General features: G+C 70.6%; 21 protein-coding genes and 1 pseudogene. 15 read left to right on the top strand and 7 right to left on the bottom strand.

Going from position 1 to position 24,256, the window contains the following annotated elements; genetic code table 11:
* Nucleotides 1-148: 148 nt before the first annotated feature.
* Entirely contained in the window at nucleotides 149-1,075 is a 927-nt protein-coding gene (locus FREUN1FDRAFT_RS16665) for a helix-turn-helix transcriptional regulator (RefSeq protein WP_006541283.1), read from the bottom strand.
* Nucleotides 1,076-1,203: 128 nt separating this feature from the next.
* On the opposite strand from FREUN1FDRAFT_RS16665, the gene FREUN1FDRAFT_RS16660 reads away from it, so the two are divergent.
* The 6 genes and pseudogenes from FREUN1FDRAFT_RS16660 to FREUN1FDRAFT_RS16640 all read left to right on the top strand — a co-directional run bounded on the left by FREUN1FDRAFT_RS16660 (nucleotide 1,204) and on the right by FREUN1FDRAFT_RS16640 (nucleotide 9,533).
* On the top strand, nucleotides 1,204-2,790 hold the full coding sequence (locus tag FREUN1FDRAFT_RS16660) for an MFS transporter (protein ID WP_006541282.1): 1,587 nt from the start codon (nucleotides 1,204-1,206) through the stop codon (nucleotides 2,788-2,790).
* Nucleotides 2,791-2,980: 190 nt separating this feature from the next.
* Nucleotides 2,981-3,088: pseudogene (locus FREUN1FDRAFT_RS48065) on the top strand (WD40 repeat domain-containing protein); the annotation flags it as partial.
* Between the two features lie 743 nt (nucleotides 3,089-3,831).
* Nucleotides 3,832-5,670, top strand: coding sequence for a P-loop NTPase fold protein (locus FREUN1FDRAFT_RS41575; RefSeq protein WP_006541281.1), 1,839 nt, complete (start codon nucleotides 3,832-3,834; stop codon nucleotides 5,668-5,670).
* Between the two features lie 16 nt (nucleotides 5,671-5,686).
* Nucleotides 5,687-7,450: an extracellular solute-binding protein gene (locus FREUN1FDRAFT_RS16650; RefSeq protein ID WP_006541280.1), complete on the top strand. Its 1,764-nt coding sequence runs from the start codon at nucleotides 5,687-5,689 to the stop codon at nucleotides 7,448-7,450.
* Nucleotides 7,451-7,533: 83 nt separating this feature from the next.
* Nucleotides 7,534-8,073, top strand: a complete 540-nt coding sequence (locus FREUN1FDRAFT_RS16645; protein ID WP_035951888.1) for a hypothetical protein — start codon at nucleotides 7,534-7,536, stop codon at nucleotides 8,071-8,073.
* Nucleotides 8,074-8,186: 113 nt separating this feature from the next.
* Nucleotides 8,187-9,533: an EAL domain-containing protein gene (locus FREUN1FDRAFT_RS16640; RefSeq protein ID WP_006541278.1), complete on the top strand. Its 1,347-nt coding sequence runs from the start codon at nucleotides 8,187-8,189 to the stop codon at nucleotides 9,531-9,533.
* Nucleotides 9,534-9,829: 296 nt separating this feature from the next.
* On the opposite strand, the gene FREUN1FDRAFT_RS39880 is transcribed toward FREUN1FDRAFT_RS16640, so the two are convergent.
* The 4 genes from FREUN1FDRAFT_RS39880 to FREUN1FDRAFT_RS16620 are packed head-to-tail and all read right to left on the bottom strand — an operon-like array spanning nucleotide 9,830 to nucleotide 14,938.
* Nucleotides 9,830-11,674 (bottom strand): effector-associated domain EAD1-containing protein, encoded by a 1,845-nt coding sequence (locus FREUN1FDRAFT_RS39880; RefSeq protein WP_006541277.1) that lies wholly within the window; start codon nucleotides 11,672-11,674, stop codon nucleotides 9,830-9,832.
* Nucleotides 11,671-12,843, bottom strand: a complete 1,173-nt coding sequence (locus tag FREUN1FDRAFT_RS16630; protein ID WP_006541276.1) for a VWA domain-containing protein — start codon at nucleotides 12,841-12,843, stop codon at nucleotides 11,671-11,673. Before FREUN1FDRAFT_RS16630 ends, FREUN1FDRAFT_RS39880 begins: the two co-directional genes overlap by 4 nt.
* Complete coding sequence (locus FREUN1FDRAFT_RS16625) at nucleotides 12,840-13,868, bottom strand: MoxR family ATPase (protein WP_006541275.1); 1,029 nt, start codon at nucleotides 13,866-13,868, stop codon at nucleotides 12,840-12,842. The genes FREUN1FDRAFT_RS16630 and FREUN1FDRAFT_RS16625 overlap by 4 nt, the downstream gene beginning before the upstream one ends.
* Nucleotides 13,868-14,938 carry an effector-associated domain EAD1-containing protein gene (locus tag FREUN1FDRAFT_RS16620; RefSeq protein WP_035951886.1) on the bottom strand — a complete coding sequence of 357 codons (1,071 nt, stop codon included), beginning with the start codon at nucleotides 14,936-14,938 and terminating at the stop codon, nucleotides 13,868-13,870. The genes FREUN1FDRAFT_RS16625 and FREUN1FDRAFT_RS16620 overlap by 1 nt, the downstream gene beginning before the upstream one ends.
* A 130-nt stretch (nucleotides 14,939-15,068) precedes the next feature.
* Between FREUN1FDRAFT_RS16620 and FREUN1FDRAFT_RS16615 the strand changes: the two genes are divergently transcribed.
* From FREUN1FDRAFT_RS16615 to FREUN1FDRAFT_RS16605, 3 genes are all read left to right on the top strand, one after another.
* Nucleotides 15,069-16,076, top strand: coding sequence for an effector-associated domain EAD1-containing protein (locus FREUN1FDRAFT_RS16615; RefSeq protein ID WP_006541273.1), 1,008 nt, complete (start codon nucleotides 15,069-15,071; stop codon nucleotides 16,074-16,076).
* A 160-nt stretch (nucleotides 16,077-16,236) separates the two neighbouring features.
* Complete coding sequence (locus FREUN1FDRAFT_RS16610; RefSeq protein WP_006541272.1) at nucleotides 16,237-16,839, top strand: TetR/AcrR family transcriptional regulator; 603 nt, start codon at nucleotides 16,237-16,239, stop codon at nucleotides 16,837-16,839.
* A 23-nt stretch (nucleotides 16,840-16,862) separates the two neighbouring features.
* Nucleotides 16,863-18,182, top strand: coding sequence for a cytochrome P450 (locus FREUN1FDRAFT_RS16605; RefSeq protein WP_006541271.1), 1,320 nt, complete (start codon nucleotides 16,863-16,865; stop codon nucleotides 18,180-18,182).
* A gap of 6 nt (nucleotides 18,183-18,188) precedes the next feature.
* Here the strand turns inward: FREUN1FDRAFT_RS16605 and FREUN1FDRAFT_RS16600 are convergent, their stop codons facing one another.
* Together FREUN1FDRAFT_RS16600 and FREUN1FDRAFT_RS16595 are read right to left on the bottom strand one after the other, a co-directional pair.
* Complete coding sequence (locus FREUN1FDRAFT_RS16600) at nucleotides 18,189-19,103, bottom strand: LLM class F420-dependent oxidoreductase (RefSeq protein ID WP_006541270.1); 915 nt, start codon at nucleotides 19,101-19,103, stop codon at nucleotides 18,189-18,191.
* Nucleotides 19,100-19,534 (bottom strand): nuclear transport factor 2 family protein, encoded by a 435-nt coding sequence (locus tag FREUN1FDRAFT_RS16595; RefSeq protein ID WP_157474866.1) that lies wholly within the window; start codon nucleotides 19,532-19,534, stop codon nucleotides 19,100-19,102. Before FREUN1FDRAFT_RS16595 ends, FREUN1FDRAFT_RS16600 begins: the two co-directional genes overlap by 4 nt.
* Before the next feature lie 405 nt (nucleotides 19,535-19,939).
* On the opposite strand from FREUN1FDRAFT_RS16595, the gene isoA reads away from it, so the two are divergent.
* The 6 genes from isoA to FREUN1FDRAFT_RS16565 form a co-directional block, all read left to right on the top strand.
* Nucleotides 19,940-21,424 carry an isoprene monooxygenase oxygenase subunit alpha gene (gene isoA / locus FREUN1FDRAFT_RS16590; RefSeq protein WP_006541268.1) on the top strand — a complete coding sequence of 495 codons (1,485 nt, stop codon included), beginning with the start codon at nucleotides 19,940-19,942 and terminating at the stop codon, nucleotides 21,422-21,424.
* A gap of 114 nt (nucleotides 21,425-21,538) precedes the next feature.
* On the top strand, nucleotides 21,539-21,844 hold the full coding sequence (locus tag FREUN1FDRAFT_RS45175; protein ID WP_006541267.1) for a toluene-4-monooxygenase system B family protein: 306 nt from the start codon (nucleotides 21,539-21,541) through the stop codon (nucleotides 21,842-21,844).
* The gene (locus tag FREUN1FDRAFT_RS45170) at nucleotides 21,837-22,214 is read left to right on the top strand and encodes a Rieske 2Fe-2S domain-containing protein (RefSeq protein WP_006541266.1); all 378 of its coding nucleotides are present in this window, start codon (nucleotides 21,837-21,839) and stop codon (nucleotides 22,212-22,214) included. Before FREUN1FDRAFT_RS45175 ends, FREUN1FDRAFT_RS45170 begins: the two co-directional genes overlap by 8 nt.
* A gap of 90 nt (nucleotides 22,215-22,304) precedes the next feature.
* Complete coding sequence (locus FREUN1FDRAFT_RS16575) at nucleotides 22,305-22,649, top strand: MmoB/DmpM family protein (protein ID WP_006541265.1); 345 nt, start codon at nucleotides 22,305-22,307, stop codon at nucleotides 22,647-22,649.
* Between the two features lie 130 nt (nucleotides 22,650-22,779).
* A complete protein-coding gene (locus FREUN1FDRAFT_RS16570) occupies nucleotides 22,780-23,691 on the top strand; it encodes a toluene hydroxylase (RefSeq protein WP_304412149.1) in 912 nt (303 codons plus the stop codon).
* Nucleotides 23,692-23,881: 190 nt separating this feature from the next.
* Nucleotides 23,882-24,256: IS4 family transposase (locus FREUN1FDRAFT_RS16565; protein WP_006541263.1), on the top strand; the 375-nt coding region annotated here is incomplete at its 3' end.

The raw sequence follows: 24,256 nt of genomic DNA, 5'->3' as shown, positions 1-24,256 counted from the left end.
CCGACACCTTGGGCAGTGGGGCATATTCGCGGTATTCATGGAGCCGGCCCCTGCCATTCACCAGAAACCGGACTTCTGTCGAGATCATGGACCGATCTCGACCACGGACTTTCGACCTGAAAATTTCGAGGCCCCGGATGGGCTTTCGTCACATACCAGGCCGGGGCTCAGCCTTTACTTTTGCACCATTTGAGCACGGGGTGCGGCCGGCACCGAATGGCGGCGACTCCCTGACCGGCGGCGCGCCCAGGCAGGCGAGCAGCGCGAGCCGCTCGGCGGTCGGCGAGTGCGGCTCGGCCGACAGGATGGCGATGCGCTGGCCGGGGTCCTCCGGCAGGCGCAGCGTCTCCTCGTGCAGGGTCAGCTCACCGACCAGCGGGTGGCGGTACGCCCGCACGTGGCTGGCGCAGTCCTTGACCGGATGGCGCGCCCACCCCGACGCGAACTCCTCGCTCTTCACGCACAGCTCGCCGATCAGCGTGGTGAGCTGCTCGTCGTCGGGATACTGGCCCGAGGCCAGGCGGAGATAGCCGACGAGGTCCTCGACCTTGCGCCGCCAGTTGACGTAGAGGTCACGGACATGAGCATCCAGCATGATCAGCCGGGCCATGTTGGGACGCGAGGCGCAGCGGTCCGGGGCGTCGAAGTCCAGGTGCGGGGCGATCAGCGCGTGGCCGAGCCGGTTCCAGGCGAGCACGTCGGTGCGGCGGCCGATCACGAGGGCCGGGCTGTCACGGACCGACTCGAGCAGGATCCGGACCCCGGGACGTACCCGCTCCGGCCGGCGGTTGCGCCGCGCCGACCGCTCCGGGCGGGCGAGGCTGAGCAGGTGGGCGTGCTCGTCGTCGGTGAGCCTGAGCACCCGGGCGAGTGAGCCGAGCACGGCGTCGGAGGCGTTGCGGCTCTGCCCCTGCTCCAGCCGCGTGTAGTAGGTGACGCTCACCCCGGCGAGCTGGGCGAGCTCCTCGCGGCGCAGGCCGGGCACCCGGCGCCGATCACCCGGGCGGGCGATGCCGGCCTCCGCGGGCGCGAGCCGGTTGCGACGCGAACGAAGGAATTCGCCAAGCTCCGTCATCCTCGCATTGTCACTCCGCCGGCAGGCATTTCCGTGCCTGGAAGGTGACCCTGGCAGTGCTACCCACCGGGTGGATAGCCCGCGTGAGGCGATGGCTACCCTGCGCTCGCGCCTGGATCGTCAGGCCCATGACCGACACGACCGCCACACCGACGCCCGTCGCCGTGCCGGCGCAGGCGCAGCCGCAGCCGCAGGCCCGACGCGGCTCCGCGGAACCCGGCCCGCCGGCACCGGCGGAGCTGCGCTCGGAGCCCTCCGAGCCCTCCGAGCGCTCCGAGCGCCTCACCGCCCGACAGCGCGTCGCGCTCCTGCTGCTACTCGGAACGCAGTTCATGCTCGCGGTCGACTTCTCCATCCTGAACGTCGCCCTGCCCTCCATCGGCGCTGGCGTGGGGATCTCCGAGGGCCACCTGCAGTGGATCGCGACGGCCTTCGCGCTCCCGTCCGCCGGCTTCACGCTGCTGTTCGCGCGGGTCGCCGATCTCACCGGGCGGCTCCGGCTGTTCATGGTCGGGCTGGGGCTGCTCGTCGTCGCCTCGCTGGTCGGCGGGGTGGCGAGCACGCCGGCGGTGCTCCTCGCCGCCCGCGTGGGCCAGGGGATGGCCGCGGCCATCGCCACGCCGGCCGCGCTCTCGCTGCTGGTGACCACGTTCCCGGAGGGGCCGGCCCGCCAGCGGGCGCTCGGGCTCAACGGTGCGCTCCTGCCGGCCGGGTTCACCGTCGGCGCCCTCATCGGCGGCCTGCTCACGCAGTACCTGAGCTGGCGCTGGGCCTTCCTGTTGAACGTGCCGATCGCGCTCGCCATCCTGGTCGCCGCGCCGCGGGTGGTCACGGACGGGCGCGGTGAGACGGGTGGGCGACTGGACGTCCCGGGTGCGCTGACCGTCACCGGCGGGCTGGTGGCGCTGATCTACGGGATCTCCACCGGTGGCGAGGACGGCTGGGGCCGGCCCGTCGTGTGGATCACGGCCGGGGTGGGCCTGGCGTTGCTGGTCGCCTTCTGGCGCATCGAGTCGACCAGCTCGCATCCACTCGCGTCACTGGCCGTACTGCGCCGGCGCGCGGTCGGCGGCGGCAACGCCGGCGGATTGGTGATCTTCGCGATGGGCAGCGCGATCGTCTTCCTGCTCACCGTCTACCTGCAGGAGCTGCTCGGCTACTCGGCGATGGTCACCGGGCTGATCTTCGGTGTCCCGGGCGCGGCGGCCTTCACCGCCGGCCTCGTCGCGCCGCGGGTCCTGCGCCGGATCAGCCCGCGGACGACCCTCGTCACGGCGCTGTTCGTCCAGGGGACGTCCGCCGTGGCGCTGGCGTTCGTCGACCTCGACCGCACCTCGCTCACCCTGGTGATGGTCGCGTCGGTGCTCGGGTTCTTCGGGCATGCCCTCGGCATCGTCGGGTTCCTGGTGACGGCGACCGCGGACCTGCCCGACGACGAGCAGGGCCTGGCCACCGGGCTCGCGACCATGACCCAGCAGATCGGGCTCACCGTCGGGATCCCGATCCTGAGCGCGGTCGTCGCCGCGAACGCCGCCGGAGCCCCCGGCACCCTCGCCGCCGACGAGGCGACCCTGGACGGCATCAGGATGGCCCTGTCCATCGACGGCGCCGTCACGATCGCGGCCGGGCTCGCCGTCGCCGCCTTCCTCCCCCGCCTGCGGACACGAACAGCGCGCACAGCGACCGACGCCGCCGCCGGGCGCGCGACCGGGTGAGGCGGGTGCGTTTTCCAGTGGGTTTCTCCATCCTGTTCACAGCGAAGCGACACCGAGATCCGCCGACGGCCGCGCCGGCTGGGTGGGAGCCTTTTCCGGCCCCACCCGGCGCGATGTCAGCCATCGGATAGGCCGACCGCCCGGGCCCGGTGGGCCGGTGGGCGAGTGCCGGCTATTCTCGGCGACCACCATGACCACACCCGCGGATTTCTTTGCCGGACATGAGGGCGCCGTGCGCGCGATCGCGGTCTTCCCGGACGGCCGCCGGATCGTCACCGGCGGGGACGACACCAGAATCCGGGTCTGGGACCTGCCGTCGGGTCGGCTGCTCACCGAACACACCGCGCACACCGGCCCCGTCCTCGCGGTGGCGGTGGACGAGCAGTGTCAGGTGGTCTCCAGCGACCAGCGCAAGACGGTCGTCTGGGAGAGCGAGCCGGCCGCGGCCTCGTCCGCGGCGCCATCCTCGGTGCCGTATCCGAGGCGCGTCGCCGAGACTGCCGTCTCGCCACGCGGGGACACCGTGGTCAGCATCGACACCGGCCAGGATGTCGTCATCCAGCCACCCGGGACCGGCAGCTGGCCAAGCGGCCACCGGCGCGTCGACAGCATCACGGTGAGCGACGGAGGGCAGGTCGTCACCGGCGGATCGGAGCCGATCGTCCGCGTGACGGATCGGCACGGGGCCGAGCTGCGCCGGCTGGACGGTGCCGCGCACGGCAGTGTCGCCGTGGCGGCCTCCCACGACGGCAGCCACATCGCCGTCGCGATCCTGGGGGCTGTGCGGTACTGGGACACGGCCGGCTCCCGTACCGCGGTCGACCTGGCCGGCTGCGAGGACGCGGTCACCCTGGCGGTGACCCCGGACGGCAGGCAGGTCGTCGCGGGTGGCCTCGGTGGCGGGATCTGGGTGTGGAGTGCGGAGCAGCCCGGCCAGGCACCGGTGAGGCTGCGCGGCCACGACAGCGCGGTGCGGGCCTTCGCCGTCACGCCGGACAACAAGCGCCTGGTCAGTGGCGCCGATGACGGCACGATCCGGCTGTGGGACCTGGCGACGGGTGCGCGGATCACGCCGGGCGCCGCCCCGGCCCGCTGCCCGGCCACGTCAGCGATCAGGAAAGCGCGCTCGACCTGCTCGGGTTCGCCACGGACGTCGAGGCCATGGCCGCGCTCCTCGCGGACCGCGCGACCGAGCCGCCGCTGGCGATCGCGCTGCTCGGCCGGTGGGGCTCCGGCAAGTCGAGCTTCGCCCGCCAGCTCCATGACCGGGTGGCCGCGCTGGCCGAGCAGTCCAGCCGCAGTGCGGCGCGCAGCATCTTCGCGACCAACATCCGCCAGGTGCGCTTCGACGCCTGGCACTACAACGACGACCACCTCTGGGTGGGCATGGCCGAGCACCTCTTCGCCGGACTCGTCGAGCCGGAGCCATCGGACACCGAGCAGATCCGCGCGAGGCGGGAGGTCCTGCGCGACAGGCTGCGCGCCTTCGAGGATCTGGCAGCCGAGGACACCGGCTGGGCGCAGCGGCTGCGGGCCCGGGCCCGGCTGTGGCGGGTCGACCTCGCGCGGTGGCGTGGCCGGCTCGTCCTGGCCGGGGTGGTTCTGGTGCTGGGAATGGGCACCGGTCTGGTCGGCCTGATGTGGGGCCCGGCCCCGGTGGTGGCGGTCGGTGGCGTCGTCGCCGTGCTGGCCGGGTTTCCCATCGTCGGCTGGCTCGCGGCGGCCTGGCAGGCGGTCAGCGGGCTCGACCAGCGGCGTGTCGACGAACTGGACCAGCAGGCGCGGGACACCCGGATGCAGCTGGCCACGCTCGATGCCGCGCAGCGGCTGGCGGTCGTGATCGAGCAGGCCCGGTCGGGCGCCTACGACCAGTATCGCGGGCTGCTCGGCCAGGTCCACGCTGACCTGCGCCAGCTCAGCGACAGCGCGCGGCGGGCCTTCGCCGAGTGGACGAGGGCCGGCTCCCGGGGCAGGCCTCCGCTGGAGCGGGTCATCCTCTACATCGACGACCTCGACCGCTGCTCGCCGCGCAGGGTGGTCGATGTTCTCGCCGCGGTGCACATGCTGCTGGCGCTGCCGCTGTTCGTCGTGGTGGTCGCCGTGGATCCCCGGTGGCTTCGGCGCTGCCTCGAGCAGTACTACGCCGAGATCTTCGCCGGGAACGCGGACGCCGCCGGCGGCGCGACACCGTTCGACTACCTGGACAAGATCTTCCAGGTGGTCTTCGCGCTGCGGCCGATGGGGGCCGAGGCCGACCGCTACGTCGAGTGGCTCGTGCCGACGGCCACCGAGGACGTACGCCCCCGGCGCCGGGCAGCCGAATCGCCCGGGCCCGGGCCGCGCCCGGGTTCCGGGGAGCCCGACCGGTCCGGGCCGGGACGTACCGGGCAGGCGGCCACGCCCGGCGGGGTACCGCCCCAGCCGGACCAGCTGCGGCTGCGCCCCCAGGAGCTGCGGTTCGTCCAGCGGCTGCGCCCGATGCTGGAGACACCGCGCGCACTGAAACGGTTCGTCAACCTGTACCGCCTGGTGCGCGCGGGAATTCCCGACAACGAGCTCGACGACTTCATAGGCACCGACGAAAACGGCCCCTACCAGGCGGTACTCGTACTGCTCGCGGTACTCGTGGCCGATCCGGAAGGCGGCCGGACCCTGATAAAGGCGCTGCACGGACAAGTCGACGGGGCCGGTATCCACGAGCTGATCGAGGAGCTGTCCCGCCGCGAACAGCCCTGGCGGGTGCACGACATCTGGGCGCGTCTGCTGGCTCTGCTGGGAGACGGGAATTCCGTACACAGTAGTCTTCCGACCTACCGACGCTGGGCGGGAACGACGGCGCGGTTCAGTTTCGAGACCTGGGATCTGACCGAGCCCCGCTGACCATCAGGAGGCGACCGTGTTCGGCGGACGGGCACACCGTTTCCTCCGCCGCCGCCACGCCGTCGGCGCTCTGGTCGGCGTCGTCCTCGTCGCGGTCACCGCCGTGGCGCCGCGCGTCGCGGTCGGCGGCCACGGCCCGGCCGACTGCGACCTCACCGAGACGATCCGGGTCACCTCGTCCACGGAGAAGGCCGGCGTCATGGCCGACCTCGTCGACCGGTACAACGACGCGGGGCGCGCCGTGGCCGGCCTCTGCGGGCACGTCCAGCTCAACGCCCGCACGTCCGGGGCGACGAAGAACGACCTCGCCGCGGGCATGAAGGACCCACCGCAGGTGTGGCTTCCGACGTCGTCGATGTGGACGAGCCTGCTCGCGCAGGAGGGGCACGGCGACCTGCTGGCACCCGAGCCCGCACACCGGTCGGTGACCAGGAGCGCGCTCGTCATCGCGATGCCGCAGCCGGTGGCCGAGACGCTGGCGCAGCACGGCGCCCAGCTCGCCACCTGGAAGGACGTGCTCGATCTGGCGCAGAAAGGCTGGTCCGCCTACGGCCGACCGGAATGGGGGAAGTTCGTGCTCGGCCGGGACAACGCGGAGACGTCGACCTCCGGACTGGCCGCCACGGTCGCCACCTATCTCGCCGCAGCCCACGCCACCGGTACCGCGACCACACCCACCTCCGACTGGCTCAATGATCCGGACGTCGTGGCCTTCGTGCACGGAATCGAGTCGTCGGTTTCGCGTTACGGCGACGAGGCGGTGCTGTTCATGCAGCAGATCTACGACGCCGAACAAAAGCAGGACGAGGCCGCCTACCGGCCGTATGTCGACGCGATAGTCATCCAGGAGCAGATGGTCTACCTGTACAACCGTGGCGCTCCCGGCGGCGATCCGGCCCAGATGAGCGACGAGCGCCAGCCACGCCGTCCGCTGCGGGTGGTGTATCCGCAGGACGGCACGCTCGAGCTCGATCACCCGTTCGTCGTGCTGGCCTCGGCGACGCCGCCGCAGCGCAGCGTCGCGGAGGACTTCTACCGTTTCCTGGTCGAGGACGAGCAGCAGCGGCTGTTCGCCGACGTCGGTTTCCGCCCACTCCCCGCCAGCTCCACCGAGAACGACGAGAACGACGAGCCCGACGGGCAGGCCACGGCCACCCGGCCGACCGAGCAGCTCGTGCGAACGCTCGGCATACCGGCGGACCAGACGCCGGCGCTCGTGCCGACCCCCGACGGCACACTGCTCGCGGCGATGCTGGAGAACTGGGACCGGGTACGGCGCAAGGCCCGCGTGCTGCTGCTGCTCGACGTGTCGGGTTCGATGAACGAACCTGTCGACGACCCGGACAAGGCCGTCGACGCGACGAAGCTGCAGCTGATGATCCCGGCCGCCGAACGTGCGCTCACGCTGCTCGACGATGACGACGAGGTGGGCCTGTGGACGTTCTCGTCCGACCCGGCCTACACCGAGGTCGTGCCGGTGTCACCCGTCGGTGAGGTCCGCGCCGCACTGCAGGAGCGGCTGCGGGGACTGCAGGCGCGCGGGGACACCGCCCTGTTCGAGGCCACCCGGCGGGCCAGCGAGAAGATGACCCGGAACGCATCAACGCCATCGTGCTGCTCAGCGACGGGCAGAACACCGAGCCGTACCCCGGTGGCGCGAAGGCGCTGCTGGCCGCGCTGGACCCGGGCACCTCGGACACACCCGTCCGGATCTTCACGGTCCCCTACGGCCGGGCCGACAACGCCGACGTCGGCACGCTCGCGGAGATCGCGCGCCTGACCCGGGCGGCCCAGTACGACGCCCGCAACCCGCTGGACATCGACGCGGCATTCGTCCGGGTCTTCCGGAACTTCGGCTGAACGGTGGCGCTTCCACAGCGGTTCCAGGATCCGGTCGGGGTCGGCGAGGCCGTCGTGCTCGGACTCGGCGCGTTCGTGGCCGGGCTGGTCGGGCCGTGGCCGTGGCTGGCCGGTGTGGCCGGGCCGGTGACGGCGGGCCTCGTCCTGATCACGGCCACCCGACGCGGCCCGCAACCGCCGCCCCCGCCTCCGCAGCCGCACCCGCTGGGAGCGGCGGACGCCGTCCGGCTGGTGCGGGCGTGGAGGGAGGACCTCGGAGCGGACCATCCCGCCCACTCCCGCGCCGACGAGGTGTGCGAGCTGGCCGACACGGTCGAGCTGCTGATCCTTCGGCGGGAACACGTGATCGCCGGTATCGAGGAGGCCGCGGCGCGGGAGGCGATGGCCCGCGACCTGAGCCTGGACGTCGCTTACCTCACGCGCTTTCTGGACAGCTTCTATGTCTCCAGAGGGATCGCTCCGACGAGAACGGTCCACTGGGACGAGCTGCGGGAGCGCTTCAACCGGGTGCACGGCATGCTCCACAACGATCCCGATCTCTGACCTGCACGTCCCAGCCCCGGCACGTGCCACGTGGCCGTGCCCGCACGCCCGGCTGTGTGCCTGCCGGGTATCCGGGAAGCATCCGAGGGAGGAGCTGCGCGGAGGAGAGGGCCGTGGCGGAGAGCGGGCATCGCGGTGACACGATGGCACCGCCGTGCCCGGTTCGTCCCGAGTCGGACTCGAAGCGGGAGCCGGACCCGGAGCGCCCGGCTGGGCTGGAGCCTGTGGCTGGGCCGGAACCGGTGCCGGCGGCGGTGGCCGGGTTACTGGCGACCGCCCGCGGCTGCCTCGAAGTGGATGTCTGCTGGCTGTCCCGGCTGATCGGCGGGACCCAGGTGATCGAGGCCTGCAGTGGGGATGCGGCTTCGTTCGGCGTTCGTCCCGGCTCGACCGTCCGCTACGGCGACCGACGGCACTCGCACGGGCACACCGGCCACCCACCCGCACCGGCCGGTCAGGCGAGCCCGGGCACAGGCACAGGCACGTCGGCTGCCGAGGGTCAGGTCTCCGGGCGGCTCGGAGCGGGTTCTTACCTCGGGGTTCCCGTGGTGCTGGCAGACGGGCGGCTGTACGGGATGCTGTGCTGCCTGAGCCACGACCGCGTCCTCACCGCACGTGGTCGCCAGGCACGGTCCCTGATCCTGCTCGCCGGCGTGCTCGCCGAGTCACTCTCCTGCCAGCCGCCGGACCTGGAGGCACGGCGCGGGCGGTTCCGGCAGCTGATCGACAACGGCGGTCCCCGGATGACGTTCCAGCCGGTCTTCGAGCTTCCGTCGATGGACTGCATGGGAGCGGAGGCGCTGGCGCGGTTCCCCCCAGGTTTCGGTGGCCCTGAGCGTTGCTTCGCGGAGGCCGCCGAGCTGGGTCTGGACATCGCTCTCGAGGTGTCCGCGATCAGGGTGGCGCTGCGCGCCCTGCCGCAGCTTCCACCCGAGTTCGGGCTCGGCTTCAACGCGTCTCCGACGACGATCGTCTCCGGGGCCATCGCCAAGATCATCGTCGGCCTCCCCGCTGACCGCCTCGTCCTCGAGATCACCGAGCACGACCACATCGAGGACTACCCCGCGATAGACCGCGCGCTGGACGTCCTGCGCCGGGCGGGCGTCCGGGTCGCCGTGGACGACGTCGGCCGCGGCTCCGCGGGCCTGCGTCACCTTGTGCAGCTGCGGCCGGACTTCATCAAGATGGACCGCTGCCTCACCCAGCACATCGACGTCGATCCGGCCCGGCGCGCACTCGCGACCGCGCTCGTGAGCTTCGCGCGGGAGACCGACGGGCTGGTGCTCGCCGAAGGCGTCGAGACCGCCGCGGAGCTCGACGTCCTGATCGGCGCCGGTGTTCACCAGGCACAAGGTCACCTCCTCGCACGACCCGGACCGCTCCCGCTGCCCCCGAACGCCGACCAGGCCCACCCGCAGCCCGACACCTCGCCGCCGGAGCCGACCTCGGAGCACAGCTGAGGGCAACAGCTGAAGACCGTGGTCGGCGGAGAGCATGTCGCAGAATCCCGAGTCCCGGGCTGCCATTGCCGTCGCGGCTTCCGAGCAAGAAGTGACGGTTATGGCTGCTGCGGCAACCAAAATCCTCACTTCTTGCGGGTTACCAAGTGGCCGCGCGTCCTTTTTATCCCCCTTGGGGCTAATTGCTGGCGCTGCGCGGCGGTCAGCCCTTCGCCCGTTCGGATACACCGATCACGCTCGTCTACCAGCACGAAGATCCCGCTCTGACCGAGGCAACGGATCACGCAGACGAGTGGTCAGCCCGGGAACGGGGCATCCAGATCGCCCGTGTGTTCCCGGCTCTCCGGACCGGGCGGCGCCCCGCGGCCGGGAAGCGCCAGCCAGGCAGTGGCGGAGAACCTCTTCGCCGTCACCGTGACCTCGACCTCGCGGAAGTCGCCCGGGGAGAGCCCGCGCAGCCGCGGGCGGACCACGGAATCGAAGATTTCGGACGAAAGGATCAGGGCCGAGTCCGCATCCTGGTCGTCCGCGAGCACTTCCCGGATGGGCGCCGAGTCGACCAGCCTCGCGCAGGTCACCACGGCGTCACCGACCCAACCGGTCCCGTCGGTCAGGATGTCACCTTCGTGCATCGCGACCCGCAGCCGGATCCGGCCGCGCGTGTTACGGGTCGCGTTGTACAGGTTCAGTGCGATGCCAAGCTCGCGGACGAAGTCGGCGACGATCCGTGCTTTCGGGACGATGGCCGAGAACACCATGAGATACCCGTCGCCCCGGTCCTGCTGCTGGAGCGCTCGGGGGATTCCGGCCTCGGCGAGGGAGTCCTCGATGATCCGCCGCACCCCGTCGCGCAGCTGCTTCTGCCCCAGTGCGGTGAGATCGCTGTAGCTGACGGTTTCGAAGGCGACGACGGTGCCGTACATGGGCAGCCCGCCATCCGTTCGCGGCTCCGCACCGGCGTCGCGAGGCGGGCTGGCCACGGATTCGGCGTGTCGCGCGGCGGCCAGCCCCGTCTGGAACGCCTTGTTGGTGGGGAAGTCGTGAGCCGCGAGGGTGAGAATCCGGCGGCGGGCACCCGGGAGCATGCCCTGGACGAGCCTGGCGTTGACCTCGTGCCAGTACTCGATCGCGGTTGATGTCGTCGGCGGCTGCTGTTCGGGTTTCAGACCGGCCCGGGAAATCAGCTGACCAGCAGCGGTCCGCTCGGAATAGACGGCCGCGAGGGCCTGCACCTCAAACCTGGTCAACGAGTCGACAGGAGTCTCGTCGTCGACGCCGCGACCGGAGCTTTCGAACAGGCGGACCACGTCGGCGAGCTGGCGGTTGGCGGGGTACATCCTGGCGGCTTCGGTGATCAGCCGCGCCAGCCAGCCCTCGGCTTGCGCCTGCCTGACGACCCTGAACACGACTTCCGTCATGGAGCCGTTCTCCAGCCCGAAGGCCAAAGGCCTGTCGAGCGCGTAGAGCAGCTCCGCGAACGTTCCCGGGTTCGGATAGACGGCGAGGAGGGCGTCCCGTACCCTTCGGCGCAGCGCGCCGTCCATCGCCGCGATCTTCGATTCGTCGACCCTGGGCACAGCCGCCTCCACGTCGGGGATGCGGCTGAGGTCGGGCTGGTGGGCGAACTGGTAGCGCATCGCCGCGAACCAGCCGGGAGCCAGCGAGTGCTCGGTGCCCGCGGTCGACTCCGACTCCGCCAGCCAGCGTTCGGCCGCCTCCGGGTCGAGCAGGTGCAGCGCGGTGAGCTGTTGGGCCTTTTCCAGTTCGGGGCGATGTCGCCAGGTGCCGGTCTGCTCGGCGTACTGCCAGAGCAGGTTGGCGACGGCGAGCACCCGGTCCATCCCGTACCGCGCGCGCAGCGAGGTGAGCAGGAACCGGCGAAGCTCCGGCTCGATCTCGAACAGGCCGTCGCCGATGTCACGGAACACCGGCGAGAGCAGCAGTTCGGCCTCGACGGCGTAGTCCAGCGGCTCGTCATCGAGGAAGAAGTTCACCCGCAGCAGGTGCAACAGGCGGGCGTCGACGACCACCGGCACGGCGGCGTGGCCGGCCAGCGCCAGTGGCCCATCAGGCAGCTCGGCCAGGACGTCCGAGCGGCGACGCGCGGCGTCGCCGGTGTCGGTGTCAGCGGCGGCGTTCACAGCGGCGCGTCCACAAGGACCGACCGGCCGCGCAGGGCCTCCACCGCCGCGTCGAGGCCGGCCTTGGTGGCCAGCGGGAACATCGGCACATGCCGGCTGACCCGCCCGGCGGTCGAGCCGGCCCAGCGGCCGACCGGCGCCGGGTTCAGCCAGACCAGGCGACCGCACCGTTCCCGTAGCGCTTTCAGAAGGGCGATCGTGTCGAGGAGCCGCACCGGGTCGTAGCGGCCGCGGGCGGCACCCGCGTCCCCGATCACCACCGCTCCCGTCGGGCCGCCGGTCGCCGCCGCGTCGTCGAGGTCGAGCAGGTCGGCCAGCCGCTCCGCCCGGGTCAGCGCCGGGTCGGCGTAGACGGCGCCGTTCGGCAGCGGCGAGATCCGGCGCAGGATCTCGTCGAGGTGGCCGGCGAACGGGTCGGACAACGTGTCCAGCAGCCGTCGGTCGGGGCTCGGGGCCGGCACGTTGTGGAAATACCGAACAATTGTCGTCTCGGAGCGGGCGGTCTCCGTCAGCGCGACCCGGACGTGTTGGACATAGTCGGCATACGGTGTCATCGACCCGCCCGCGTCGATGAGGACCAGCATGCGGACGGCGTTGCGCCGCCGGGCGACGAGGACCGGCGCCGTCGCCACACCGCTGTCGCAGCGCCGGCGCAGGGATGCCTCCACGTCGACCTCGACAGCCGGGCCGACCCGCACCGGGCGGCGGACCCGCCGCCAGGCCTGCGCGATCTCCCGCTCGCTCACCGGGTAGCGCGGAACCAGCACCAGTCGGCGGTCGACCCCGGCGAAGGATGGGGCCGGGAGCGCCGGCAGGCCACCCATCGGGTCCGCACGTACCGCTTCAGCCCCAGGTGATGCGACGGCATGCGGCTCAGCGTCGGGCTTGCTGGCGTCCAGGTCTCCGGCGAGGTCGTCCTCGGCCGGTGCCGGCGGGTCGAGGTCCGGCACGTCCACCCGCAGGAAAGCGGCCCGCACGACGTCGGCCTCGCGGTCCGACTTGGCCCACAGCGTGACGCACAGGTCCTCCAGCGCCGCGCGGGAGGACCAGCCGAAGCCGGCGGCGAGAGCCTGGCGCAGCGCGGCCACGTCCTCGGGGCCGAGCATGAACGCTCGCCGCCGCAGCTGGTCGATCAGGTCGGTGACGAACCGCGGCGGGCCGGGGCTCATCCGTCGTCCCCCGGCGGCAGCCCGCGCGGCGGGCGCTCCGCCGCGGCGCGGCCGGATGGAGGGGCGGTGCCAGGTGCGGGCATGGCCTCAGCCAGCGCCACGTCGGAGCGCACCTTCAGCAGCGCGCCGATGTAGGGCAGGAGGTCCAGTTCGACGACCGGCGTCTGGACGGCCCGCAGGTAGCCGACCCAGTCCAGCAGCTCGGAAAGGCCGGGCCGCTTGGTCAGGTTCAGCGATCGCAGCCGGACCAGGACGTCGATCGCGCCCTCGCGCAGCGCCGCCTCGGGCACGTCATGCGCGGCCAGGATCTCGTCCAGCAGCCCGACGTCGCGCGGGAACTCCACGAAATGGAAGACGCACCGTCGCAGGAACGCGCTCGGCAGCACCTTCTCCTCGTTGTTCGTCACGAAGATGATCGGCCGCAGGTCCGGGCGGTCCTCCGGGACGGCATGACGGCGGCCGGGCTGCTCGGCGACGTCGAAGGCGAGCTGGTCCAGCTCGCGCAGCAGGTCGTTCGGGAAGTCGATGTCGGCCTTGTCGATCTCGTCGATCAGGAGGACGGAGCGCCGCCCCTGTTCGGCCCGGGCGATGGCCCGCCCCAGCGGCCCCAGCCGGACGTAGTCGCCGACGTTCCCCGGGTCTCCGGCTGTTCCCGCCGGGAGCTGGGCGTCGTACAGCCGGCGGACGGCGTCATAGGTGTAGAGCAGGTCCTGGGCCCGGGTCGTCGACTTGACGTACATCTCCTCCAGCGGCAGGCCCAGCGCGTAGGCCACTGCATGGGCCAGCCGCGTCTTGCCCGCGCCCGGGTCCCCCTGAAGCAGCAGCGGCCGGCCCAACGCGACAGCGACGTTGACCGCCTCGGCCAGCCGGGGGCCGGCGATGTAGGGCTCGCGGCCGACCTCCACCGTGTCGGTGACGGTGGCCGGCACCGGCTCCAGGTCAGCCCGCTCGATGCGCCGGTGTTCCGGGAGGGCGGCGGCCGGGTCGAACTGCGTGGACGTGTCGACCCGATGGCGGGTACGCATCAGCCGGTTCCTTCCAGTCGACCGCGGAAGGCGGCCTGATCCCGATGCAGCTCATCGACGCTTTCGTCGATCGCCGAGTACAGAGCCCGGACGTCGAGAACGTCGCTGCCCGGGAGACCGAGCGCGGCACGCCGGCAGAGCTGCTCCTGCCAGGCCCAGCGCAGTGCCAGCGGCCAGCCGTGGGTCTCCGCCAGACGCGACACCGCGCCGTGCGCCCATTTCCTGACGTCCAACGGGGTGAAGCGGGGTGGGTCGAGAACGATGATGTCGTCCGGCAGAGCCATACCGACCCGACTGACGAACAGCAGCACCAGTTGCCTGGGCCCGGCGATGAAATCGCTTCGTACGCGGTCCCAGAACACCTCGACCGCCGCCGGGATCCGGTCGCCGCTCCCCCGCTCGACCCCGTCGACGTGGACCCGGAACGACAGATCTCGCCAGGCCAGCTCGTCGCGATGCCCGCACAGCTCGTCCGCCCACAGTTCGGGCGGCCGGATGTCCTCACGCAGGTTGATCGGAGTCTTCCGGGCGACGTCGTCGCTGACCAGGCCCTCGATCCGGACCTGGAGCTTGTCCAGGTACATGTCCTCGGCGTATGTGCTGGCGAAAGCGAGAACCGGTGCCCCGGTACCCGCAGCGGTCAGCACGATGTCGTCCACCGAGGCGAGGTCGAAGAAGGTGCTGTTGAAGTAACGATCGATGGCCGGGACGAAGGCCCGCCCGCCGGAGTCGGCGCCACCCCCCATACGTGGAGGGTTTGGTGCCTGCCCTTCGCGCTTGAATTTCAGCGCGAAGATCCGTAACGGATGCCTGTCGTACGGTGCCTCCTCGCTCGCTGCCGCCACGAGCTGCGGCAACCAGCCCTCCGCCTTGGCCGCCGTCAACACCGCCATCAGGATCTCCGAGATGCCCTTGCCGTCACCCGCGTAGTCGCCGACTCGCTTGTCCAGGTTGAAGAGGAGGAACTGATCCAAGGCCGCGCGCTCGGGAAACGCTTCCTTCAACGCATTGAAGAAGGACCGGAGCTGGGGGCCCGTCAGCCCCTCAAGCCGGTCAACGTCAAGGTCCATCAAGAACGCACCCCGGCCAACGCCGATGTCCCCCCGCCCGCTCACCGCCGCCCTCAACGGTGCTCGTTTCCGTCCGGATATAACGGTAGCGGCACGGCATCCTCCGGCTCCACGTAGGGGACAGGAACAGATGAGTTTGTTCGATGATGATCGGATCCGAGCTCTGTCCGGTCCGGAGCGGGGCGCACTCGGCGAGGTCCTGCGGAGGGCGTTTCCGGCCCGTGCCGACTGGGAGCGGCTGTTGCTGTTCCAGCTTGATCGACACCTGGCCGACTACGCGCCCGAGGCCTCCGACCTGCGGGATATCACGCTCCGGGTGGTTGAATCGGCGGCCGTTGACGACTGGCTGGTCGACCTCGTGAAGGCCGCCCTCGCCGTCAGTGGGAACCGAAAGCTGCGGGAGTGGGCGCAGCCCTACCTGGCGGCCGGTCCGAAGCCGGCCAGTGGACCGGCGGACCGACCCGAGGCCACGCTTGCCGCCGCCACGACGACCGGGAGCGGAGCGGCCACCGCGGCACCGTCGGCCTCGGGCGATGACCCGCCGGTCGTGTTCGTCAGCTACGGCCACGCGGCGGACGACGACGATCAGTTCGGGTTGTTCGTCGACGACCTGCGGGCCGCGGTTGTTCGCGTCACCGGTGTAAGCCCGGCCCGGGCCCTCTACGTCGACACCAGCCTGAGCGTGGGCATCGAATGGTCCCCGGGGCTCGTCGAGGCCCTCTCAGGCTGCCGCGTCCTCATGCCCTTCTACAGCGTGAGCCTGATGGGCAGCCGTGGCTGCGGCCGTGAGTGGGCCTACTTCACCCAACGCCAGGACGAGTTCGAACGGGCGACCGGCAAGCCGGCGGACTCGATTCTCCCGGTGCTCTGGGACAACCCCGCGAACTACGCCGACCGGCTCGCGAAGCCGCCCTTCCCCGCCGTCCAGTTCGCTCCGAACGGCGCCGAGTTCCGGCGCTACCGGGAGCGGGGGCTGCGCCACCTGTACAGCCGCCGGGACACCTTCGGAACGGAAGTCCGGACCGTCCGCGACTACCTCGCGGACCTCGTCGCGGACCTCACCCGCCGCCCGCCGCTGCCACCGGGCCCCCTCGCTGTCGCCTTCGACGCGATCGCCCCGGCCTTCGGCGGCGCCTGACCGCGGACCTACACGAGTGTCGACCCATCACTCGATCACGGCCGATCGGCGGCTGCGGGACGACAGACCCCGTCGACGCAACGGTGCCGCAGCTGGTTCCGACCTACAGCGATGACTCAAGTCATTGACTTAAGTCATCGATCTCGCTAGCTTTCCGGATGTGGCGACGGGCGCGAAGGCTGGAGGCCGGGAGGCACAGCGACGCGCGACCCACGAGCGGCTTTTCGCCGCCGCGGTGGCGGAGTTCGAGCGATCGGGCTCCGCGGCGGCCGACGTGGGCGCGATCGTGCGGGCAGCCGGCGTGGCCCATGGCACGTTCTTCTCCCATTTCCCGACGAAGGAGCACGTCGTCGCCGAGCTGGGCCAACGCGAGGAGGTTCGGATGGCCGCCGAGCTCGATGATTTCCTCGCGGCTCCACGCGGCCTGACGGAGCTGTTCGCGGTGGTCGCCGGGATGGCGGTGTCGCTGGAGGAGCGCATCGGCACGCTTCTTTTCAGAGACCTGCTCACGCTCTATTTCTCGCCGTCGCGCCCCGAGCTTCGGGTGTGGCCTGAGCATCCGGTCGTCGCCCGCGTCATCGGCGAGGTCGGGTCCGCTCGGGATCGCGGCGAGATCGATGCGGCGGCCGACCCCTCGAACAGCGCGACGGTTTTCCTTCTCGGGCTCTACGCACTGCTGCTCACTCAGGAGAACAACGCGGCGCGGGCTGACGCACTCGACCAGTTCGCCACCACCGTGCTGCGCGGCTTGGAACCCCGGTAGGTCCCCGCCAGCGGAGGTGGACGGTGCACGAGGCAGCGACAGACAGATACGAGTCACTCGACTTCCTGACCGACGGAACAATCATCCGGGATCCGTACCCGTACTACCAGTTCCTGCACGAGCGGCGCGGCCCGGTCTGGATCGAGCCCGTCCACGGCATGGCCATGGTCACCGGGTATGAGGAGGCCCTCACCGTCTACCGAGATCACGAGACCTTCTCGTCGTGCAACGCGCCCTCCGGGCCGTTCTCGGGATTCCCCGCCAGCACCGAGGTCGACGACGTCAGCGCACTGGTCGAGCAACACCGCGCGGACATGCCGTTGCACGGGTACATGGCCACCTGGGACCCGCCCGAGCACACCGCTTACCGCTCCCTGCTCACCGGGCTGTTCACACCACGGCGGCTCGCGGCGACCGAGGCCTTCATGGGGCAGCTCGCCGACCGCCAGATCGACGAGTTCCTCGAACGCGGAGCCTGCGAGCTCATCTACCAGTTCGCGGTGCCGTACACCATGCTGGTGATCGCCACGCTCCTCGGCGTACCGCAGGAGGACCTGCCGCGTTTCCGTGCCTGGTTCGACGCACAGCAGGCCCGCAACACCGCCGGTCAGGGAAAGGTCCAGGTCGAGGACCTGAACGTCCTGTCATCCTTCGAGGACGCCTTCACGAACTACCTGGAGGACCGTCGGCGCCGGCCGCGGGAGGATGTTCTCACCCATCTGGCGCAGGTCACCTTCCCCGACGGTTCGACACCGACGACCACCGTGCTGGCGAACGAGGCCGCCTTCCTGTTCGCCGCCGGGCAGGAGACCACCGCGCGCACCCTGGCCTTCGCCGTGCAGTACCTGGCCGAGCATCCCCGGACGCAGGAGTTCCTCCGCGAGCACCGGGACCGCATTCCAGGCTTCGTCGAGGAGATCCTGCGTCTGGAAAGCCCGGTCCAGGACCATTTCCGGCTGGCGCGGAAGGCCACCACGCTCGGCGGCGTGCCGATACCCGCCGGAACCACCGTGATGGTGATGATCGGCGCCGTCAACCGCGATCCGCGTCGCTTCGACGCACCGGACGAGTTCAGCCTCGACCGCCGCAACAGCTACGAGCACGTCACCTTCGCACGGGGCGTCCACACCTGCCTCGGCCAGCCGCTCGCCCGCGCGGAGGCCCGCATCGGCCTGGAGCACATCCTCGACCGGATGGCCGACATCAGGATCTCCACCGCGGAGCACGGACCGGCCGGCGCCCGCCGGTACGACTACGACCCGACCAGCCTCTTCCGCGGTCTGAAGGCTCTGCATGTCGAGTTCACCGCGCGCGACCGGCACACCGGCGGCTCACAGCTGTGACGGGTCCTACTCGACCTGCCAGGCCTGTGCGATCCGCGTGTAAAGGTCGTGGTGGTCATCTGGCCAGGTGAGCCCTGCCTCCAGGGTGTTGAGGGCCACGTGGGTGGCGCCCAGCTCGATCCAGCGGTCGATCCTGGTCGCCACGTCTTTCAGGCTGTCGGGTGTCAGCCGTACCTGCCCCTGCAGACCGAGGGTTGCCGGGTCTCGGCCGGCCCGTTCCGCCGCGGCGCGCACGGCCGTCCACGCGGCGGCGAGCCGACCGCCGCCGCCGAGCGCGGGATGGGGTATCCAGCCGTCGGCGAGCCGGCCCACCCGTTCAAGCGCGGTGGGCACGTCACCGCATCCGATCCAGATCGGAATCGGTCGCTGGACGGGCAGGGGCGCGATGCCGGCACGGTCGATGACGTCGGACCGGCCCCGGTGATCCACCACGGGCTGTGTCCACAGTTGGCGCAGCAGACCGATCTGCTCCTCCAGACGGGCGGCGCGCGAGCGGAACGACACGCCGAGGCCTTCGTACTCCACCTCGTTCCACCCGATGCCGACACCGAGACGCAGCCGGCCGTCGAGAAGCCGGTCGACGGTCGCCGCCTGCTTGGCCACGAGCGCCGTCTGCCGCTGCGGCAGGACGAGAACCCCGGTGACGAGCTCGAGGGAGCTGGTGGCGCCGAGAAAGGCGAACAGGGTCAGCGGCTCAAGGAACGGCGTCCGGTGGTCGTAGTGGCCGGTCCAGCCCGGGCGGCTCTGCGAGTCCGCGCCGAGCACGTGGTCGTAGGCGATCAGATGATCGAATCCGAGCTCCTCGACGTGCTCGGCGAAACGCCGTACCGCACGCGGGTCGCTCGGACGGATCTCCGCCTGTGGGAGCACCACTCCCAGCCGAACAGACCCGTCGCCCAGCCGAACAGACCCATGCGTCATGCCCGCGGGCCTTCCGCCGCGACGGATGTCGACAGCCAGGTCGGGCGGAAGCGCCGCCGCCGTACCTCCCAGCGATCGCGCCTCCGGACGAACTCGTCGTCGTACCGGCCGAAGACGGAGGTGGCTGTGCCGCGCGCCGCATCCACCAGGACCGCGTGCAGGTAGCACGACGCATCGGCGACGGCGGCCGATGCCTGGAACGCCACATGGTGCGTGGAGATCTGATGCAGTGTCGGGCCGAGAGGGTCGTGGAAGTCGGCGGCCCAGGCCATGAACTCGTCCAGGGTTCCCACCTGGAGCCGCATGCCGAAGCTGATCGTGGCGTCGGGCGCGAAGCAGGCACGCAGCGCCGCCCAGTCCCGGCGGTCGATGGCGATCGCATAGGCGTTCTGCACCGCCATGATCGCAGCGGCGTCGTCGGTTTCGGTCACGCTGCCTCCCACCTGGCTCTCCTGTCAGCACCGCAGGTCGACATCGTTCTCGATATCGAGATCGACGTCAACATCCGCAGTCGAACCGGCCGCCGACCGTCACCAGCTACCCCGACACCTCCGACCAGGGAGGGGATTACCTGGACCCACAACCTGAAACGGTCAAAACGGTCTCCGAGTTCTCGGTTCGAGATGTACTGAGCGAGTATCCGTCCGGCGGATTCGGCAAATGCCGACCAGCGGCCGGACGGCGCGTCTGAGATCCGCTCGTCCAGGCGCTTTCACCGCACGGCCCGCCCGGCTGAATCGGGCGTCTTCGTGCTGTGGAGCAAGCGGTAGCCAAGCGCCCGGGAAGGCCGCGCGCGCCGGCGGCCTGAATGTCGTCCACCTGGAGGAATCGCGCCGATGCCGCTGAATCGTGACGACTGGTACGACACCTCTCGCGACCTGGAGTGGACCCTGTCCTATGTAGACCCCGAGGTGGCGTTCCCGACCCGGTGGTCGGGCGCCCAGGGCATTCCGGCCGAGGCCTGGCAGGCGTGGGATGAGCCGTTCCGGGTCTCCTACCGCGACTACGTCCGGATCCAGCGCGAGAAGGAGGCCGGTGTCAAGGCGGTCAGCAATGCGCTGCTGCGGTCCGCCACCTACGAGAAACTCGACCCGGCCCACGTCGCCGCGTCCCAGCTGCATATGGGCACGACCTGCCTGGTGGAACACATGGCGGTCACCATGCAGAGTCGGTTCTGCCGGTTCGCGCCCACGCCCCGGTGGCGCAACCTCGGCGTCTTCGGCATGCTCGACGAAACCCGACACACCCAGCTGGACATGCGCTTCGCGCACAACCTGCTCCGACACGACCAGCGGTTCGACTGGACCCAGAAGGCGTTCCACACCAACGAGTGGGGCGTGCTGGCCGTGAAGAACTTCTTCGACGACGTGATGCTCAACGCGGACTGCGTCGAGGCGGCGCTCGCGACCAGCCTCACCGTCGAACACGGATTCACCAACATCCAGTTCGTCGCCCTGGCCGCCGACGCGATGGCGGCCGGCGACATCAACTGGTCGAACCTGCTGTTCTCGATCCAGACCGACGAGGCCCGGCACGCACAGCAGGGCTTCCCGACGCTGGCCGTGCTCATGGAGCACGACCCCGAGCGGGCCCAGAAGGCACTCGACGTCGCCTTCTGGCGGTCGACCCGACTGTTCCAGAACCTGACCGGTCCCGCGATGGACTACTACACGCCCCTTGACCAGCGCAAGATGTCGTTCAAGGAGTTCATGCTCGAATGGATCGTGAACCACCATGAGCGGGTTCTCGAGGACTACGGGCTCAAAAAACCGTGGTACTGGGACGATTTCCTGCACTCGCTGGAGAACGGCCACCACGCCATGCACATCGGGACCTGGTTCTGGCGCCCGACGCTGTTCTGGCGGCCCAATGCCGGGGTCTCCAAGGACGAACGGGCCTGGCTGAACGAGAAGTACCCCACGTGGGAGGAGAACTGGGGCGTCCTGTGGGACGAGATCATCAGGAATGTCAACGACGGCTCCATGGAACAGACCCTGCCCGAGACCCTGCCGTCACTGTGCAACCTGACCCAGCTGCCGCTCGGCTCCGCCGCGTCCCGGCACGACCTAGCCCCGCACCAGCTTGTCTACCGGGGCCGTCTTTACCATTTCGACCACGCGGTCTCGAAATGGTGCTTCGAGCAGGACCCGGAACGTTACGCCGGCCATCAGAACATCGTCGACCGGTTCATCGACGGCCAGATCCTGCCACCCGACCTCACCGGCGGGCTGGCGTACATGGGCATCACCCCCGAGGTGATGGGCGAGGACGTCTACGACTACGCCTGGGCGAAGGACTACGCCGGCACCGAATCCGACTGACCGGGATCCCCCCGGAAAACCGGCCAGGATGGTCGACCTCCAGGCCGAACGCCGGGACGTACGCCAGGCCGAACGCCAGAAGTCCGAACGCCAGAAGTCCGAAGGGATGTCCGTATGGCAGCGTTTCCGATCACCGGCCGGTTCGTCGGCGACTTCGTCCCGCATCTCGTCGCCGTCGACTCCGAGGACACCCTGGACGAGGTGGCCGCGAAGGTGGCGGTCCACAGCATCGGCCGTCGCGTCGCCCGGCCCGCCGACGAGGCCGGGTACGACGTTCTGCTCGACGGCCGGGTCCTCGACCCGACCGCGACCTTCGGCCAGGTCATCGCCGAGCACCAGATCCTGCCGCTGCAGTGGTTCGACGTCCGGATCCGGGAGCCGAAGCTCCCCGCCGCCGAGCCGGGCGCCGTCCGTGTCTGAGCCCGGCGACGGCTTCGTCGACCTGGTCGAGGCCGGCAGCCTCTGGGATGGCGAGATGGAAGCGTTCGACGTCGGCGCCGACGAGGTGCTCCTGATCAGGGTCGACGGGGAGATCCGCGCCTACGACGGTGCCTGCCCGCACCAGAGCATCTCCCTCGTCGAAGGGGAGCTGGCCGGCGGCGTGCTGACCTGCAGCGCCCACGAGTGGCAGTTCGACGCGCGCACCGGCGAGAGCATCAACCCCAGGGGCAGCCGCCTGACCCGACATGACGTGCGGGTGGACGAGTCAGGTGTGATCCAGGTCCGGCTCTGCTCCCGCACCCGCCCGGCGGCGCAGCCATCCCGAACGGAACCGGTGCAGACCGGTTAGCCAACCGGCCGACCGCCGACCGCCGACCGCACCGATCGCGCTCCCCCACAGCCCACGCTTTCCCCATCCGACCAGAAGATTGGCGCGTAGATGGCGATACTCGAGATGACGCCCGACGCCGAAGCCTCGCCGGACCTCGTCGGCCCGGTGATCCGGGCCGGCAACCTCGCCGAGGCGGTCATCGAGGCGGTCGCCCTCGACAACCCCGGCTCGGACGTCCTCGTCCTCGACCGCGACGACTACGTGCGGGTCCACACGCTCGGCACCTGCCGGCTGACCCAGGCGAGCCTGCAGGCATGCCTCGGCCAGCCCTGCCGGCTCGCCGAGCTCGAGATCGACATGCCGTCGTTCCGGGGAAGGCTGAAGACCCGCGACGACGAGTACCTGTGGTTCTACAACCAGCGCGGCGCCGGCACCCCAGGAGATCAGCGATGACGAATCCCCAGGCCACCCCCGCTCACGCCAGCGCGCACTGAAGACCTGGAGCGCGCTCGGAAACCTCGGCCGGCGGCCGACCGAGTACGAGATCGTCACCCACGGCCTCAACCACACCACCGGCCGGCCCGTGCCGCTGGAGATGGGCCCGGACGTCCACGGCAACGTGTGGCTGCGCGAGCACCGGGATGCGACCCGGCTACGCTGCGCCGACTGGGACGCCTTCCGCGACCCGGACGCGGTGACGTACGGCAGGTACGTCGCCCAGCAGGACGATCAGGAGACCTACGTCGAAGGCCTGCTGGAGCAGTTCGAGCGGGAGGACCACGACGCGGCGCTCGGCACCGAGGCCGTCGCCCTGCTGCGGCGGGCCCTGGCGCCGAGCCGCTACCTGGCACACGGCCAGCAGATGCTCTCCGCCTACCTGCAGCAGCTCGCGTCCAGCAGCTATGTCGCGAACTGCGCCGCGTTCCAGACCGCGGACCAGCTGCGCCGCGTGCAGATCACCGCCTGCCGCACGACCCAGCTGCGGTCGGCCCACCCGCGGGCCGGGTTCGCCACCGGGGAGCGCCAGGCCTGGGAGGGCGCCGACGACTGGCAGCCGATCCGCCGTGCGGTCGAGCTCGCGCTTGTCGAGTTCGACTGGGACCGTGCCTTCGTCGTCACCAACCTCGTCGTGAAGCCGGTCGCCGACCTGCTGACGCTGAGCGAGCTCGGCAGGCAGTGCGCCGAGGCCGGTGCCCGGCTGGACGCGCTGATCCTGGAGAACCTGTGGATCGACGCCCAGCGCGGCTGGCGGTGGACCGCCGCGCTGACCAGGTTCCTGCTCGCCGACGAGGCCAACCGGGAGGTGCTGCAGGGCCACCTCGACGAGCTCGCCCCGCTGGGCGACGCCATGGCCGACTCCGGGGGCCGGCTGCTCGCCACCGGCAGCGGACGTGACGCCGCCGAGATCTCCGCGGCTGTGCGCACCCGGTGGGGCGCCCTCCTGGCCGAGGCCGGTCTGGCCGCCGCGGCCGGTCCTGCTGCCGGCACACCCTGACCACGCCGTCACGGACTGCACCGTTCAGACTGCCGATGGTTGCCACCAAGCAAGAGTCAAGGCCGCGTAGTTAGGCGTGGTTGGTGGCTGTCAAGGGACGTCGGCGTGTCGTGGTGCTGGTGGTGAACGCGCAACGGGACCGCTGGTAGGTAGGAGATCCGCCAAGATCCGCCTGCTGCCAGAGGTCCCGTTGCCTGCTCAGTGTCCCACGGTCTGTCTGACGCGTTCCCTCACGGTCGCCGAGGGGGTGTTCGCGCCCGGGCATCTGGGTGAACTGACCCAGCACGCGCCGTTCGAGCTGGTCGATGCCGTGCTGACGGAAACCGGCCGTGTGCAGCAGCGGGTGCGTGATCTACCCAGCCGGGTCGGGATGTACTTCGTTCTCGCGCTGGGCCTGTACGGGCATCTGGGGTACGCCCGTGTGTGGGACAAGCTCGTGGCCGGGCTGCGGGACCTGCCCGGCCTGGTGCTGGTCACGCCTTCGGAGAAGGCGCTGCGGGACCTGCGCCGCCGGATCGGGCCCGCCCCGGTGAAGGCACTGTTCGAGGTGGTCGCAGGGCCGCTG

Source organism: Parafrankia sp. EUN1f, assembly GCF_000177675.1.
Taxonomy (GTDB): Bacteria; Actinomycetota; Actinomycetes; order Frankiales; family Frankiaceae; genus Parafrankia.
This window is presented reverse-complemented; position numbering and strand designations above follow the sequence as displayed.